19 protein-coding genes and 1 pseudogene are annotated in these 13,690 nt (G+C 69.2%); 9 read left to right on the top strand and 11 right to left on the bottom strand.

Annotated elements, in window-relative coordinates; genetic code table 11:
* Nucleotides 1-2 precede the first annotated feature (2 nt).
* From ACYQ0J_RS07730 to ACYQ0J_RS07720, 3 genes are read right to left on the bottom strand one after another with little or no spacing between them, the layout of a single operon-like run.
* A complete protein-coding gene (locus ACYQ0J_RS07730) occupies nt 3-647 on the bottom strand; it encodes a hypothetical protein (protein ID WP_460171583.1) in 645 nt (214 codons plus the stop codon).
* 10 nt (nt 648-657) lie between these two features.
* Nucleotides 658-1,056, bottom strand: a complete 399-nt coding sequence (locus ACYQ0J_RS07725; protein WP_460171582.1) for a hypothetical protein — start codon at nt 1,054-1,056, stop codon at nt 658-660.
* A 6-nt stretch (nt 1,057-1,062) separates the two neighbouring features.
* A complete protein-coding gene (locus ACYQ0J_RS07720) occupies nt 1,063-1,725 on the bottom strand; it encodes a PspA/IM30 family protein (RefSeq protein ID WP_460171581.1) in 663 nt (220 codons plus the stop codon).
* A 79-nt stretch (nt 1,726-1,804) separates the two neighbouring features.
* On the opposite strand from ACYQ0J_RS07720, the pseudogene ACYQ0J_RS07715 reads away from it, so the two are divergent.
* The 3 genes and pseudogenes from ACYQ0J_RS07715 to ACYQ0J_RS07705 form a co-directional block, all read left to right on the top strand.
* A pseudogene (locus ACYQ0J_RS07715) lies at nt 1,805-1,936 on the top strand (TetR family transcriptional regulator); the annotation flags it as partial.
* A 37-nt stretch (nt 1,937-1,973) separates the two neighbouring features.
* Nucleotides 1,974-2,726, top strand: coding sequence for a hypothetical protein (locus ACYQ0J_RS07710; protein WP_460171580.1), 753 nt, complete (start codon nt 1,974-1,976; stop codon nt 2,724-2,726).
* Nucleotides 2,723-3,361 (top strand): outer membrane lipoprotein carrier protein LolA, encoded by a 639-nt coding sequence (locus ACYQ0J_RS07705; protein ID WP_460171579.1) that lies wholly within the window; start codon nt 2,723-2,725, stop codon nt 3,359-3,361. Before ACYQ0J_RS07710 ends, ACYQ0J_RS07705 begins: the two co-directional genes overlap by 4 nt.
* Here the strand turns inward: ACYQ0J_RS07705 and ACYQ0J_RS07700 are convergent.
* Together ACYQ0J_RS07700 and cysK are read right to left on the bottom strand one after the other, a co-directional pair.
* Nucleotides 3,358-4,293, bottom strand: coding sequence for a DUF4388 domain-containing protein (locus ACYQ0J_RS07700; protein ID WP_460171578.1), 936 nt, complete (start codon nt 4,291-4,293; stop codon nt 3,358-3,360). The two genes, ACYQ0J_RS07705 and ACYQ0J_RS07700, sit on opposite strands and share 4 nt — an antisense overlap.
* Nucleotides 4,294-4,327: 34 nt before the next feature.
* Entirely contained in the window at nt 4,328-5,251 is a 924-nt protein-coding gene (cysK, locus tag ACYQ0J_RS07695; protein ID WP_460171577.1) for a cysteine synthase A, read from the bottom strand.
* Between the two features lie 128 nt (nt 5,252-5,379).
* On the opposite strand from cysK, the gene ACYQ0J_RS07690 reads away from it, so the two are divergent.
* The 3 genes from ACYQ0J_RS07690 to surE all read left to right on the top strand — a co-directional run bounded on the left by ACYQ0J_RS07690 (nt 5,380) and on the right by surE (nt 6,975).
* Complete coding sequence (locus ACYQ0J_RS07690) at nt 5,380-5,844, top strand: FKBP-type peptidyl-prolyl cis-trans isomerase (protein WP_460171576.1); 465 nt, start codon at nt 5,380-5,382, stop codon at nt 5,842-5,844.
* A 117-nt stretch (nt 5,845-5,961) separates the two neighbouring features.
* Nucleotides 5,962-6,168, top strand: a complete 207-nt coding sequence (locus ACYQ0J_RS07685) for a cold-shock protein (RefSeq protein WP_022797725.1) — start codon at nt 5,962-5,964, stop codon at nt 6,166-6,168.
* Between the two features lie 57 nt (nt 6,169-6,225).
* Nucleotides 6,226-6,975, top strand: coding sequence for a 5'/3'-nucleotidase SurE (gene surE / locus ACYQ0J_RS07680; RefSeq protein WP_460171575.1), 750 nt, complete (start codon nt 6,226-6,228; stop codon nt 6,973-6,975).
* Here the strand turns inward: surE and ACYQ0J_RS07675 are convergent.
* Nucleotides 6,972-7,748 (bottom strand): SAM hydrolase/SAM-dependent halogenase family protein, encoded by a 777-nt coding sequence (locus ACYQ0J_RS07675; protein ID WP_460171574.1) that lies wholly within the window; start codon nt 7,746-7,748, stop codon nt 6,972-6,974. The two genes, surE and ACYQ0J_RS07675, sit on opposite strands and share 4 nt — an antisense overlap.
* A 5-nt stretch (nt 7,749-7,753) precedes the next feature.
* Nucleotides 7,754-9,214, bottom strand: coding sequence for a tetratricopeptide repeat protein (locus tag ACYQ0J_RS07670; RefSeq protein WP_460171573.1), 1,461 nt, complete (start codon nt 9,212-9,214; stop codon nt 7,754-7,756).
* A gap of 57 nt (nt 9,215-9,271) precedes the next feature.
* Here ACYQ0J_RS07670 and ACYQ0J_RS07665 point away from each other — a divergent pair, with 57 nt between their 5' ends.
* The gene (locus ACYQ0J_RS07665; protein ID WP_460171806.1) at nt 9,272-9,973 is read left to right on the top strand and encodes a hypothetical protein; all 702 of its coding nucleotides are present in this window, start codon (nt 9,272-9,274) and stop codon (nt 9,971-9,973) included.
* Between the two features lie 9 nt (nt 9,974-9,982).
* Here the strand turns inward: ACYQ0J_RS07665 and ACYQ0J_RS07660 are convergent, their stop codons facing one another.
* Together ACYQ0J_RS07660 and ispF are read right to left on the bottom strand one after the other, a co-directional pair.
* On the bottom strand, nt 9,983-10,579 hold the full coding sequence (locus ACYQ0J_RS07660; protein WP_460171572.1) for a trimeric intracellular cation channel family protein: 597 nt from the start codon (nt 10,577-10,579) through the stop codon (nt 9,983-9,985).
* Nucleotides 10,572-11,030, bottom strand: a complete 459-nt coding sequence (gene ispF / locus ACYQ0J_RS07655; protein ID WP_460171571.1) for a 2-C-methyl-D-erythritol 2,4-cyclodiphosphate synthase — start codon at nt 11,028-11,030, stop codon at nt 10,572-10,574. Before ispF ends, ACYQ0J_RS07660 begins: the two co-directional genes overlap by 8 nt.
* Nucleotides 11,031-11,046: 16 nt before the next feature.
* Here ispF and ACYQ0J_RS07650 point away from each other — a divergent pair, with 16 nt between their 5' ends.
* Both ACYQ0J_RS07650 and ACYQ0J_RS07645 read left to right on the top strand, forming a co-directional pair.
* Nucleotides 11,047-11,598 carry an HD domain-containing protein gene (locus ACYQ0J_RS07650; protein WP_460171570.1) on the top strand — a complete coding sequence of 184 codons (552 nt, stop codon included), beginning with the start codon at nt 11,047-11,049 and terminating at the stop codon, nt 11,596-11,598.
* A gap of 36 nt (nt 11,599-11,634) precedes the next feature.
* Nucleotides 11,635-11,955: an FUN14 domain-containing protein gene (locus tag ACYQ0J_RS07645; protein ID WP_460171569.1), complete on the top strand. Its 321-nt coding sequence runs from the start codon at nt 11,635-11,637 to the stop codon at nt 11,953-11,955.
* 7 nt (nt 11,956-11,962) lie between these two features.
* Here the strand turns inward: ACYQ0J_RS07645 and ACYQ0J_RS07640 are convergent, their stop codons facing one another.
* Together ACYQ0J_RS07640 and ACYQ0J_RS07635 are read right to left on the bottom strand one after the other, a co-directional pair.
* Nucleotides 11,963-12,805, bottom strand: a complete 843-nt coding sequence (locus tag ACYQ0J_RS07640; RefSeq protein ID WP_460171568.1) for a carbohydrate ABC transporter permease — start codon at nt 12,803-12,805, stop codon at nt 11,963-11,965.
* Complete coding sequence (locus ACYQ0J_RS07635) at nt 12,802-13,677, bottom strand: carbohydrate ABC transporter permease (protein ID WP_460171567.1); 876 nt, start codon at nt 13,675-13,677, stop codon at nt 12,802-12,804. Before ACYQ0J_RS07635 ends, ACYQ0J_RS07640 begins: the two co-directional genes overlap by 4 nt.
* Nucleotides 13,678-13,690: the final 13 nt, after the last annotated feature.

The following is a 13,690-nucleotide window of genomic DNA, read 5'->3' as shown; positions in this document are numbered from 1 at the left end:
CCTCAGTTGAAGTTCCGTTCCACCAGGATGCGCCCCTCCCGGGTGCGCACCTCCCCCACCCGGGGGGCGAACCAGACCTCGCGGGCGTCCTGGCCCCGGTTGTCCTGGTAGGTCTGGCGGATGCGGAAGACCCGGAAGGTGCCCGCGGGCAGGCGCACCTCCCGCTCCTCCAGCACCTCCATGGTGTAGTTCAGGACCCCCTGGGCCAGGGGCTCCCGCCCCTCGGGGGTGAGGAGTTCCACCCGCACCTGGGCGCTCCCCCCCCAGCGGTAGCCCACGTGCAGGAGGGCCTCGGGCGGGTACTCCAGCAAAGGCGGGGTGAAGACCACCCGGGCCGAGGGGTCCTGGAAGCCCAGGAGCCGGACGCCAAAGGCCCCCACCTGCCGGTAGTAGACCCGGTCCTCCCCGCGGCCGAAGCTGCGGAAGCGCAAGGCCTCCTGCCCCTCGTAGACCGCGGGCCCTTCCACCCGGACCCGGTAGGGGGGGGAGGTGAGGGCCTCCCCTTCCGGCACGTACGCCCACTCCAGGCCCGTGGTGGCGGGGTAGAAGGCGGCCTCCCGCAGGAGGGGCCTGGCCTCCGGGGCTTGGCTCGTCTGGGGGGCGCAGGCGGCGAGGGTAAGGGCGAGGGCCATAAGGTACCGCCTCATGGTACGGAGTTTACCCCTCCTGCTCCCGTAGGCTGGCCAACACTCCCCGCAAGGTGGCCAGGCGCTCCTCCAGGCGCGCCGCGGCTCCCAGGTCCCTTCCGGCCAAGGCCCGCTCCGCCGCCAGGCTCTCCAGGAGGGCAAAAAGCCTGGCCCTTTGCTCCCGCACCTCCCCCAGGGCCCGCTTTAGGCTTGCCTGGGTTTCCGGGAGGAGGTGCGGGGCTTTAAGGGCCTCCTCCAGCGCCTCCTCCTGGCGGTCCAGGCTCCTCAGGGCCCTTTCCACCTCTCCCCAGTCCACCAGGCCCCTGAGCCGGGCCCGGGCCCAGTCCAGGCCCCGGGGCTTGGGCCGGAGGAGGAGGGCCAGAAGGACTAAGGTGGCGAGGAGGAGGAAGACCTCTACGACCAGGGGCATGCCCGGCTAGGACTGGCCCAGCTCCCGCTTCAGGCGGGCGAGCTCCTCCTCCAGGTCCTTTTCCGCGGAGAGGGCGGCGAGCTCCTTGTCCAGGTCCTGGCCGTCCAGCTCCTTCAGGGCCTCGTGCCGGTCCTCCATGGCCAGGATCCGGGCCTCCATCTCCTCAAAGGCTTCCAGGGCGGGGTGCTGGTCCAGCCTGGATTCCATGCGCCGCACGGCCTCCGCCGCCTCCACCCCCTTCTTGCGGGCCAGGAGGAGCTTTTTCCTGGCCTCGGCCTCGTCAATCTTGGCCTCGAGGGCCTTGAGCTGGGTCATGAGCCGCTCCAGGAGGGCCTTCTGTTCCTCGGCTTGCTGCTTGAAGCCCTCGGCCAGGTCCAGGGCCCGCTTCCTGCGCCTTAGGGCCTCCTTGGCCAGGTCCTCCCGGCCCGCCTTCAAGGCCTCCTTGGCCTTCTCCTCCCAGAGGCTTGCCTCCTTCAGGTGGCTTTCCACCTCCCGCTCCAGGCGCTTGCCCTCGGCCATGGCGGCGGCCACCTGCTCCCGGGCCTCCTTGAGGGCCTGCCGCATGTCCAGAAGGGCTTGCTCTATGATCTTCCCCGGGTCCTCTGCCCGGCGCAAAAGGTCGTTCAGGTTCGCCCGGATGAGGCGGCTGATGCGGTCCAGTAGGTTCATGGCTTTTCCTCCAAGCTAGAGTATGCCACACCTGCCCCTTGACCGGGTGAAAGGGGTGGGCGTAGGCTCGGCTGCAAGTATGCGCTCACTTACAGGCCCCGTGGAAGCCCGCCTGCTCCAGGCCGCCCTGGAGCTTTTGGCCGAGCGGGGCTTTCGGGGGGCCACCACCAAGGAGGTGGCCCGGCGGGCAGGGGTGGGCGAGGTGGGCCTCTCCTGGCCTCGGTGCGCTTCCAGAGGCAGGTGACGGCATGAAGCGGGCGCTCTTGTGGCTGGGGTTGGGGTTTTCCTGGGCGCTGGCCCAAGGGTGGCTGGAGGCGGGGGTGTACGGGGCCCCGGGGACCTGGGGGCCCACCCTCGAGGCCGCCCTCACCCTGGAGGCGGGGGAGGTTTTTCTCCGCCTCCAGCCGGAGCGGGGGGCCTTAGGCCTCTCGGAAGGCCTGGCCCTGGGGCCTCTGGGCCACCTGGCCTACGGGGTCCAGGTGGAGCTGGGGAAGGGGGGCCTGGGCGGGGCGGTGTTTGCCGAGGGGGGGGCGGGGCCCGTGGCCCTGCAGGGGAGGCTTGGCTACCGCCCCCAAGGGGCCTTCCCCCTCTTCCCCGAGGTGGGGGTCCACGGGAGGCTCTCCCTCCGCTACCGCCTCCTGCCCCGGGAGGTGGCGGGCCTCCTGCTGGAAAAGGAGGAGGTCTTCCGGCTCGAGGCCACCTACGCCCGCAGGGAGGGGGCCACCTACACCTTTGGGGCGGGGGTAGCCCCTTTCCCCTACCTGGTCTTGGGCTTCAAGGGGGAGGTGGGGGAGGGGATGGACGTCCTGGACCTCGCCCTGCGCCTGGGGGGGCTCAACCGGCTCGAGGCGGGGCTTTACTTAGGGGACGCTAGCCTTTTCCTCACCCTCTCCTACCCCTTCGCGGGTAGCGTGGGGGCGTGGGTGGGGGACCTGGGCCTGGAGGCGGGCTACAAGGGGGCCCCCTACGTCTGGGTCCGCCACGCCTGGAGGTGGCCATGAAAAAACGCGCAGCGGCGCTTTTCCTCCTCTTCGCCTGGGCCCTGGCCCAACCCGCGGCGGAGATCCTGGACCGGGTGGAGAAGAACCTCTCCGAGCCCTGGCAGGCGGTGATCCAGGGCCAGGTGCAGGGCCCCACGGGGCAGGAGGAGCTTAAGATCCGGGTCTTCGCCATCCCCAGGGAAGACCTCTTCCGCATAGAGTTTCTAAGACCCGGCTCCCTGGAGGGGAACTTCACCGTCATCACCGAGAAGGAGGTCTGGAACTACCTCTACCTCACCAACCAGCTCGTCATCGCCCCCAAGGAGCGGGCCCAGGTGCAGGGCCTGGGCTTCAGCCCCCAGGGCCTGGGGGACCTCAGGGCCCTCTCGGAGCGGGTGGCCTTCCGGGTGGCGGGTGAGGAACGCCTGGCGGAGGGGGTGGCCTGGAGGCTCCTGGGCCAGGCCAAGGAGGGCCAGGGCTTCGCCACCCTGGAGCTTTACGTGCTGAAGGCGGATCCCCGCCCTCTGCGCTTTGTCTTCCGCGACGAGGCGGGCAAGGTCTTGGCCGACCTCCGGGTGGTGGAGTTCAGGCGGACGGCCCTGAGGCCCCAGGACCTGAGGCGCTACCCCAAGGACGCCCAGGTGGTGCGGCGCTAGAACTCCCCCAGCAGCCTTTCCATCTCTACCCGGCCCTGGCGCACCTCCAGAAGCCCTTCCCGGTAGAGGTCCACCAGGTAGAGGGCGGTCTCGTGGGGGCTCAGGCCCAGGATGGTGCCGATCTGGGCGGCGGTGCGTTCCCCGTCCACCCACTTGAGGAAGAGGTTGGCCATCAGGCTGGAAGGGGGGTGGTAGTTGGTGCGGCGGGGCGGGCGGCTTGGCACCACCAGCCGCAGGCCAAAGAGGGCCGAGGGGCGGATCAGCCCCCGCCCGATGAGTCCCTCCGCCTTCTGCCAGGCCCTTTGCGGCTCCAGGCCCGAGAAGCGGAGCACGTTGGCCAGGGTGCGGCGCCCGTTGATGAGCCTTATGAGCCGCCACTCCTCCTCGTCCAGGGCCACGGGGGTGAGGCTGGGGGCGAGCTCCACCGGCGCCCCCAGGGGAAGGGGCAGGGTGGAGCGGGCCCAGGTGAGGAGGAGAGGCCCAAGCTCCAGGTCGGCCCCGGGTTCCGGAAGCGGGGGCCCCGGGTAGAAGGCGAAGGCCTGGCCCTGGAGGTGCTGGAGGAGGAGGGCCACCCCCATCTGGGCCTGGACCAGGAGGAGCCGCCTCAGGGCCTCAGGTTCCAGTCCCTGCCGCAGGAGGGCCTGCCCCAGGGGGCGCACCCCGGAGGCCAGGGCCGAGGCCAGGGCCTTCTCGGAAAGCTCGCCCCGGAGGAGGAGGTCCCCCAGGGGCAGGAGGCCGGAGACCGCTTGCAGCCGCCCCTCCCGCAGGTGGAGCTCCACGTCCAGGGGAACGATGTGCAGCCTGCCCGTGGCCCGCACCCGGCCCAGGGTGGCGAGGATCGCCTCCAGGGGAAACTCCTGGAAGGTACCCCTCCAGGTGGAGGGGTCCTCGAGAACCCCCCTTTCCGACAAGGGTTCCAGCGAGGCGCCCATGCCCCCATCCTGGGGGGCCATCTTCAGAAGAGGGTCAGGCCCCCTCGGGGGTCTCGTAGAGGGGGGTGGTGAGGTACTTCCAGCCCCCATCGGGGCTGATGCAGGCCACCCTTTTCCCGGGGCCGAGCTCCCTGGCCACCTGGAGGGCGGCCCACACGATGCCCCCCGAGCTCATCCCCAGGAAGAGGCCCTCCTCCCGGGCAAGCCGCCTGGCCAGGGGGAAGGCGTCCTCCTCCCAGACCTGGATCACCCCGTCCAACAGGCTCAGGTCCAGGTTCTCGGGGATGAAGCCCGGGCCCATGCCCTGGAACTGGTGCGGCCCCATCTTCCCCCCGGAGAGGACGTTGGAGCGGGCGGGCTCCACGGCGAAAACCTTCACGTGGGGTAGGCGCTCCTTGAGGTAGCGGCCCACCCCGGTGATGGTCCCGCCGGTGCCGGAGCCGTAGACGAAGGCGTCAATCCGCCCCTCCAGGGCCGCGAAGAGCTCGGGCCCCGTGGTCTCGTAGTGGGCCCGGACGTTGGCGGGGTTTTTGAACTGGTCTGGCATGAAGGCCCCAAGCTCCTCCTTGAGCCTGAGCGCCTCTTCCCTCGCCGCGAGCATCCGCCTTTGGGGATCGGTGAGGACCAGCTCCGCTCCAAAGGCCCTCAGGACCCGCTTCCTTTCCTCGGACATCTGGGCGGGCATGGTGAGGATGAGGCGGTAGCCCCGGCTGGCGGCGATCATGGCCAGGCCGATGCCGGTGTTGCCGCTGGTGGGCTCCACGATCACCTGCCCCGAACCGGGCCTCAGGATGCCCTTTTCCTCCGCCTCCTTGATCATGTACCAGGCGGGCCGGTCCTTGATGGAGCCCCCGGGGTTTTGGCCCTCCAGCTTCACCCACACCTCGGCCATGCCGGGCTCCACCACCCGGTGAAGCCGCACCACCGGCGTCTTTCCGATGACCTCTTCCACCCGCATACGCCCACTCTACAAGGCGGGAGGGGGGCCTTTGCGGGTGTCCTGCGCCTTTTCCTCCCCTTGGGCCTCCCAGGGGGTTTCCCTTCTGCTAAGCTAAGGGGGCAAGCCTGGCTTGCGAAAGGGTGAACATGAAGGTTGAACAGGACAAGGTGGTAACCATCCGCTACACCCTCCAGGTGGAGGGGGAGGTCTTGGACCAGGGGGAGCTTTCCTACCTGCACGGGCACGGCAACCTGATCCGGGGCCTCGAGGAGGAACTGGAGGGCCGCGAGGAAGGGGAGACCTTCCAGGCCCACGTGCCCGCGGAGAAGGCCTACGGCCCCCACGACCCGGAGGGGGTGCAGGTGGTGCCCCTCTCCGCCTTCCCCCAGGATGCGGAGGTGGTGCCGGGGGCCCAGTTCTACGCCCAGGACATGGAGGGCAACCCCATGCCCCTCACCGTGGTGGAGGTCCAGGGGGAGGAGGTCACCGTTGACTTCAACCACCCCCTGGCGGGCAAGGACCTGGACTTTGAGGTGCAGGTGGTGAAGGTGCGCGAGGCCACCCCTGAGGAGGTCCTCCACGGCCACGTGCACGAGGGCGGCCACCACTAATCCCCCGCCCCTAAGCCCCGGAGGCCTGGGCTTCCTGGGGCTTGACTTTTTCCTCCCCCCGTGGGATAGTGAGGAGTCCCTGGAAAGCCAGGTGGGTTTTCGGGATGAAGGAGAAGCATGAAGAAGGGTACCGTTAAGTGGTTCAACGCGGAAAAAGGCTACGGGTTCATCCAGCAGGAAGAGGGTCCCGATGTGTTCGTGCACTTCACGGCCATTGAGGCCGAGGGCTTCCGCACCCTGAACGAGGGGGAGCGGGTGGAGTTTGAGGTGGAGCCCGGCCGGGGCGGCAAGGGCCCCCAGGCCAAGAAGGTCCGCCGCATCTAAGGGGGCACGCTCGGGAAAAGGGCCCCCTAGGGGGCCCTTTTCCTTTAGGCTTAGGCCATGCGCGTCCTGGTCTCCAACGACGACGGCATCTTCTCTCCCGGCATCAAGGCCTTGGGCCTGGCCATGCGGGCTTTGGGCGAGGTCTACGTGGTGGCCCCCGACGTGGAGCAGTCGGCGGTGGGCCACGGCATCACCGTGCGCCGTCCCTTGCGCTTCAAGCACACCCAAAGCGCCGGCTTTGGGGAGATCCCCGCCTACCGGGTGGACGGCACCCCGGCGGACTGCGTGGTGTTGGGGGTGCACCTCTTGGGCTGGCCCGACCTCTTGGTCTCCGGCATCAACATCGGGGTGAACCTGGGCCTGGACCTCACCCACTCGGGCACGGTGGCCGCGGCCTTGGAGGGCACCTCCTTGGGCATCCCCTCCATCGCCTTCAGCCTGGACACCTCGGGGGAGGAGCTGAACTTCCCCCTGGCGGCGGAGTGGGCGGTGAAAATCGCCCGTCTGGTGGCGGAGCGGGGCCTTCCCAAAGGGGTCCTCCTCAACGTGAACTTCCCCGCGGGGATGCCCAGGGGGGTCATGGTGACCCGGCTTTCCACCCACCGCTGGGAGGACCGGGTGGTGGAGCGCCTGGACCCAGAGGGCAAGCCCTACTACTGGATCGCCGGCACCCCCGTGGGCGAGGAGGAGGAGGGGACGGACCTCTTCGCGGTGCGCCGGGGCTACATCTCCATAACCCCCGTGAGCCTGGACTTCACCGCCACGGACCTCCTGGAGGAGGTCCGGCGCTGGGTGGCGGCGCTCTAGCAGAGCCGTACGGCCATCCCCTCCTCCAGGCCCAGGGCTTCCCTGGCGCTCCCCCGGTTCACCCCCACCTCCAGAAGCCCGGCGCTTCCCCGGTAGGCCACCGCCTCCCCCTCCGGCACGTCCCCGTAGGTGCGCCGGATGGGCACCCGCCTGCCCGCCACCTCCACCCAGGCCCCCAAGGGGGCGGCCAGGAGGGTGGTGATGGCGTTGCCGAAGCGGTCAAAGGTGAGGACCTCCCCCTCCGGCCCCCGGCTTAGGCCCAGGGGAAGGCGGCTGAGGCGGTCCGGGGGCACCTCCGGCCCCAGCCCTTCGGGGGGAAACCCCAGGGCCAGGTGGGCGGCGGCGGGGGCGAAGAGGTCGCGGCCTTGGAAGGTGTGGCCCCCAGGGGCCCAGCCGGGAGGGGGGGTGATGCCCTGGGGGATGGGCGGGTACACGTTTTCCAGCAGAAAGGCCCGTTCCGGCGGGTCCAGGAGCCAGGCCAGGGTGAAGAGGCCGTTGTCGGGGCCCACGTAAAAGCGCCTGCCCTCCGCGGCGATGGCCCGCCGCCCTGTCCCCACCCCGGGGTCCACCACCGCCAGGACCACGCTTCCCTCGGGCAGGTAGGGAAGGGCCTCAAAGAGGGCGTAGGCGGCCCGGCGCAGGTCCTGGGGGGGGAGGGCATGGGCCAGGTCCAGGACCCTCACCCCAGGGGCCCGCCCCTGGAGGACCGCCTTCACCACCCCCACGTAGGGGTCTTCCAGGCCGAAGTCGGAGAGGAAGTAGACCGGGCGCATCCCCGCTAGAAACGGCGGAGCCAGCTGGCGGGGAAGAGGGCCAGGACCACCCCCGCCACCACCCAGCCCAGGGCTACCCCTAAAACGCTTCCCGCCCGCTCCTTGGCCCAGAGGAGCCCGGCCCCCAGGAGGACGAGGAGGAGGGTGGGGCCGGGCACGGCCAGGGCGAAGAGGAGGACCGAGAGGTGGGGGGAGAGGTCCCGGTAGCGCTCCCGAAGGACCCAGGGCACCAGGCCGCGGAAGAAGGGTTCCATGAGGGCTAAGCCCAAGAAGGTGAGGAGGTTCAAGGGCAGGGTGGGCAACCCCAGGAAGTCCCGGGCCAGGCCGTAAAGGAAGAGGGCGAGGACCAAGGCCGGTCCTACCCAGAACCCCTCCACCCAGCTGGCCCAAGGGCCCACGAGGGTGGCCCAACGCTTCCGCTGCCAGAGGGCAAGGCCCAGGAAGAGCCCCAGGCCGTAGACCAGGTAAAAGGCGGGGAGGACCACGTCCCGCTGGTAGGGGGTGAAAAGGGCCAGGGCGTTGGCGTAGAGCGCCTTCCCCAGGAAGAGGGCGAAGAGGACGGCCACGAGAAGGGCGGCCCCCACCATCCCGTAGAGGCTCCCCGGTCCGGGCAGGGGGTTTTCCACCACCTCCAGGGTGCGCAGGGGCTCAATGCGGCTTTCCCCCAGGAGCACCAGGGTTAGAAAGAAGAGGAGGGCCAGGAACCACATCCAGGTTTGGGCCAGGAAGCGGGCCGGGAGGTTCTCCTGCTGGGAAAGCTGGCGCAGGGCGTCCAGGCCCCGGCTCAGGTCCCCCTGGCCCAGATAGGCCAGGGCCAGGGTGGAGAGGGCCTTGCCCCGGAGGTCGGGGTGGCCGGTGAGGCGGGGCAGGACCCTTTCCAGCAGGGGAATGGCCTCCTGGGGACGGCCCAATAGGAGGAGGAGGCGGCCCCGCTCCACCTCCTCTTCCAGGGTGGCGCCCAGGGCCGCGAGGGCCTCCCCCGGCCTCCCCTGGGCCAGGAGGAGCCGGGCCAGGAGGAGCCTGCCCTCGGGGGAGGAGGGCAGGCTTTGGGCCAGGGCCAGGGCCTCCTCGAGGCGGCCCAGCTCCTCTAAAGCCAGAGCTTCCAGCAGCCGGGCTTCGGGCCCCGGGGGCAGGGGAAGGGTTAGCACCTGGGCGGGCTTCCCCTGCCGCAGAAGGAGGCGGGCCCGGAGCAAGAGGCCCTCGGGGTCCTCTCCCAGGCGTTCCAGGTAGGCCTCGGCCTGCCCAAGCTCTCCCCGCTCCAGCAGGATGCGGGCCAAAAGCCTCAGGCTCGGTTGGTGTTCGGGGTCGCTCACCAGGGCCAGCTCGCAGGTGGCCTGGGCGCTGGCCAGGGCCCCTTGTTCATAGAGCCGCGCGCAGCGGGCGTAATACTCCTCCGCGCCCTGGGCCCAGGTGGAAGGGGCGAGGCCCAAGCCCAAAAGCAACAACAGCTTCAGAATAAGCCTCATGTTCCCCAGTTTACGCCCCTGGCCTTGTACCGGGTATAATCCCTGCGGGTGAACCCCATGAAGCGCTGGCTATCCCTACTTACCGTGGCGGTTTTGGTCCTGGGCCTGGCCCAGGCGCCCCAGGTGGCGGCCCTGGTGGACGCGGGCCGGTTTCAGGAGGCCTACGAGGCCGGCCTGAAGCAGGGCACCCCCGAGGCCTTGGCCCTGGCGGCCAAGGGGGCGAGCTTTTACGCCCTGTACCAGGCCAAGCCCGAGGAGAAGCGCCCCTGGTTTGAGCGGGCGGAGAAGGCTGCCTCCGAGGCCATCGCCAAGGCCCCCGACTACCCCGAGGGCTATTTTGAGCGGGCCCGGGCCCTGGGCCGTCTTTCCCAGTTCAAGGGGATCCTCGAGGCCCTGGCCGAGGGTTTGGCCCCCCGGATCCGGAGCGACCTGGAAAAGACCCTGAAGCTCAAACCCGACCACGCCGGGGCCATGGTGGCCCTGGCCCTTTGGCACTTTGAGCTGGTGCAGAAGGGCTGGCTGGTGGCCGCCACCCAGGGGGCGGACGCGGGCCAGGTGGAGCCCCTCATGCGGCGGGCCATCGCCTTGGAGCCCCAGGTCATCATCCACCGGGTGGAGTACGCCCGCGTCCTTGCCGCCTGGAACAAGAAAGACGAGGCGAGGAGGCAGCTGGAGACCGCCCTTGCCCTCCCCGCCAAGACCGCCGCCGACCGCTACGACCAGAAGCGGGCCCAGGAGGAGCTGGCCAAGCTGCGGTGAGGCCCCGCCTCACCTCGGGGTGGGGAGGCGGAGGCCGAGCCTCCGCCCGAAGATCCTGAGGAGCACCGTGGTCAAGGCCCCCAGGAAGAGGGCGCCTTCCGGGTGGCTCCCGTGGAGGGCGTAGACCACCAAGGCCCCCAGGAGGGCTGCCGAGGCGTAGAGGTCCCCCGCCCGGTAGAGGATCCCGGGCACCTCCCCGGAGAGGACGTCCCGCAGCACCCCGCCCCCCACCCCGGAAAGGGTTCCCGCCAGGGCCACCCCGAAGGGCCCGAGCCCCGCCGCCAGACCCCTTTCCGCCCCCAAGGCGGCGAAGAGGCCGAGGCCCAGGGTGTCCAGGTAATAGATGAGGGGCCCCAGGGCCTGCACCCGGGGGTGAAAGCGGAAGACCAGAAGGCCCACGAGGGCCACGCTCCACAGGAGGGGCTCGTTCCTGAGGGCGCTTGGGGGCAGGGTGCCCACCAGGACGTCCCGGATGGACCCGCCCCCCACCGCCGTCACCGTGGCCAGGACCAGGACCCCCAGGAGGTCAAATCCCTTCTCCACCCCCTTTAGGGCCCCGGTGGCGGCGAAGACCAGGGTGCCGAGCCAGACCAGGACCTCAACCATCCAGAAGCACCACCGCCCGGGCCTGGACGTGCCCCGGGGCCAGGCCCTCCGAGGTCTTGAAGGTGAGGCCGATGCGGTCTTCCGGCACCTGGAGGAGCCGGGAGAGGTTTTCCACCAGGGCCTTGCGGTGGGTAGCGAGCCTGGGCCGGTCCAGGATCAGGGCCAGGCTCACCTGCACCAGCTTTCCCCCTCGTTCCCGTACCAGGCGCAAGGCCTCCTGGAGAAAGACCACGCTCCTTTCCCCCCGCCAGCGGGGATCGTGGTCGGGAAAGAGAAGGCCGATGTCCCCAAGGCCGTAAGCGGAAAGGAGGGCGTCGGTGAGGGCGTGCAACGCGGCGTCCCCATCGGAGTGGGCCAGGGCCCCCACGGGGCTTGGGATCTGGAGGCCGCAGAGGTAAAGGGGTCTTCCCTCTTCCAGGCGGTGGCTGTCCTCGCCGTAACCGATGCGCACAGGTATACTTTAGGGCATGCCGAGCTTTGCCGAAGCCCTGGCCCTCATGGAAGCCTGGACGGAGAGCGAATCCCTGAGGCGGCACATGCGGGCGGTGGAGGTGGCCATGCGGGCCTACGCCCGCCGCTATGGGGAGGACGAGGAGCTTTGGGCCATGGCCGGGGTCCTCCACGACATGGACTACGAGAAGTACCCCGAGGAGCATCCCTACCGGGCCGTGGAGGAGCTGAGGCGCCTGGGCTACCCGGAGGAGGTCCTAAAGGCCATCCTGGGCCACGCCAGCTACACCGGCGTACCCCGGGAAACCCTCATGGCCAAGGCCCTCTTCGCCGTGGACGAGCTCACCGGCCTCATCACCGCCGCGGTCTATGTGCGCCCGGACCGCTCCATCTTGGGCCTGGAGCTCCCAAGCCTCAAGAAGAAGTTCAAGGACAAGGCCTTCGCCAAGGGGGTGAACCGGGAGGAGATCGCCCAAGGGGCGGGGGACCTGGGCCTTCCCTTGGAGGAGCACATGGCCTTCGTGCTGGAGGCCATGAAGGCAAACGCCGAGCTTCTGGGCCTGAAGTAGTTGCCCGGGTCCCCTTTTCCCGCTAGGGTGGGAGGCGTGGAGCTGCCCGACCTCACCCCCTACCTGGGGCAGATGACCTTTGGCGGCTTGGCGGGCTATGCGGTGGGCTATGCCCTGAAGAAGGTGGGCCGCCTCCTGGCCTTGAGCCTCGGCCTCCTTTTCGTGGCCCTGCAGCTATTGGCCCAGGCGGGGTACGTCCAGGTGGACTGGACCCGCCTCCAGAAGGACGTGGAGCCCCTCATCCAGCAACCTGGCCTCCAGAGCCTCTGGGACCGGCTCCTTAAGACCCTGACCTACAACCTCCCCTTCGGGGCCAGCTTCGTGGGGGGGTTGCTCCTGGGCCTGCGGGCGGGGTAGGGGACGGCTACCCCTTCACCGCCCCGGCGGTGAGGCCGGCCACGATGCGCTGCTGGAAGACCAGCACCAGCACCACCAGGGGCACGGTCACCACCACGCTGGCGGCCATGATGGAGCCCCAGGGGATCTCGAAGGGCGTGGCCCCGCCGAAGCTGGCGATGGCGGGGGGTACGGTTTTCACCGCATCCCCCACGGTGAAGGTGAGGGCGAAGAGGTACTCGTTCCAAGCGGCGATGAAGGAGAGAAGCCCCGTGGTGACGAGCCCTGGCCCCGTGAGGGGGAGCATGATGCGAAGGAGGGTTTGCAAAGGGGTGGCCCCGTCCACGTAGGCCGCCTCCTCCAGTTCCCGAGGCAGGCCCCGGAAGTAACCCACCAGCACCCAGACCGTGAAGGGCAGGGTGAAGAGGAGGTAGGAGAGGATGAGGCCCAGATGGGTGTTGAAGAGGCCCGCCTGCCTAAGGAGCATGAAAAGCCCGCCCAGCACGGCGATTTGGGGGAACATGGTCATGGCCAGGACCAGGTAGAGCACGGCGTTTTTGGGGGGAAAGGGGAGGCGGCCCAGGGCGTAGGCGGCGAGCACCCCTAGGGTGAGGGAAAGAAGGGTGGCCCCGCCCGCCACGAGGAGGGAGTTTAAGAGGTTGCGGCCGAAGTTGGCCTGAAGGAAGACGTTTTTGTAGTGGTCCAGGGTGAAGGGCAGGGGCAGGAAGCTGGGGTCGGGGGAGAAGAGGGCATTCGAGGGCTTGAAGCTGGAAATGACCGCCCAGTAAAAGGGGAAGACGCTGTAGAGGACCACGAAGGCCACCAGAAGGTAGAAGAAGGTGCGGCCGAGGACGCGGGAGAGGGGCTTCATCGCAGGGCCTCCCTGCCCAAGGTGCGCATGTAGAAGATCACGAAAAGGAAGATGAGGGCCAGGATGGCCACGCTGATGGCCGAGCCGTAGCCCAAGTCCTGGAAGTCTATGAGGGTCTGGCGGTTGTAGACGGCGAGGGTGCGGGTGGCGGGATTCACCCCGCTCATCACGAAGATGACGTCAAAGACCCGGAGGGCATCCAGGGTGCGGAAGATGAGGGCCACCACCAGGGCGGGGGTGAGGAGGGGGAGGGTGATGGTCCAAAACTGCTGCCCCCTCGAGGCCCCGTCTATGCTCGCCGCCTCGTAGAGCTCCTCGGGGATGAGCTGCAAGCCCGCCAGGAGGAGAAGGGCCATGAAGGGCGTGGTCTTCCAGACGTCCACGGCGATGATGGAGGGCAGGAGGAGCTCAGGCCGGGCCAGAAAGGCCACCTTTTGGCCCAGGATCCCCAGCTTCACCCCGAGCACGTTGATCACCCCGTAGACGTCGTGGAGCATCCACTGCCACATCTTGGCGGAAACCACCGTGGGGATGGCCCAGGGGACCAGGATGGCGGTGCGCACCAGGCCCCGGCCCCGGAAGTTGGAGTGGATCACGAGGGCGATGGCCAGGCCCAAGACCGTCTCCAGGCTCACGGAGATGAGGGTGAACTTCACCGTGTTCCAGAGGGCCTGGCGGAAGTCGGGGTCCTGCAGGAGGTAAAGGTAGTTCTCCAGGCCCACGAACGCCGGGGGCTCCACGAAGGCGATGTCCGCTTTGAAGAAGGACCAGTAGAAGACCTGGGCCAGGGGGTACCCGGCCACCAAGGCCACCACCAGCAGGGTGGGGAGGACCAGGAGCCAGGCCAGGCGAACCTGTCTTTGCGTGAGCATGATGTCTAAGGAT

The organism is Thermus sp. FJN-A (assembly GCF_054655095.1).
Note: the sequence above shows the minus strand (reverse complement) of the source record. Positions and strands in the feature narration are given on the sequence as shown.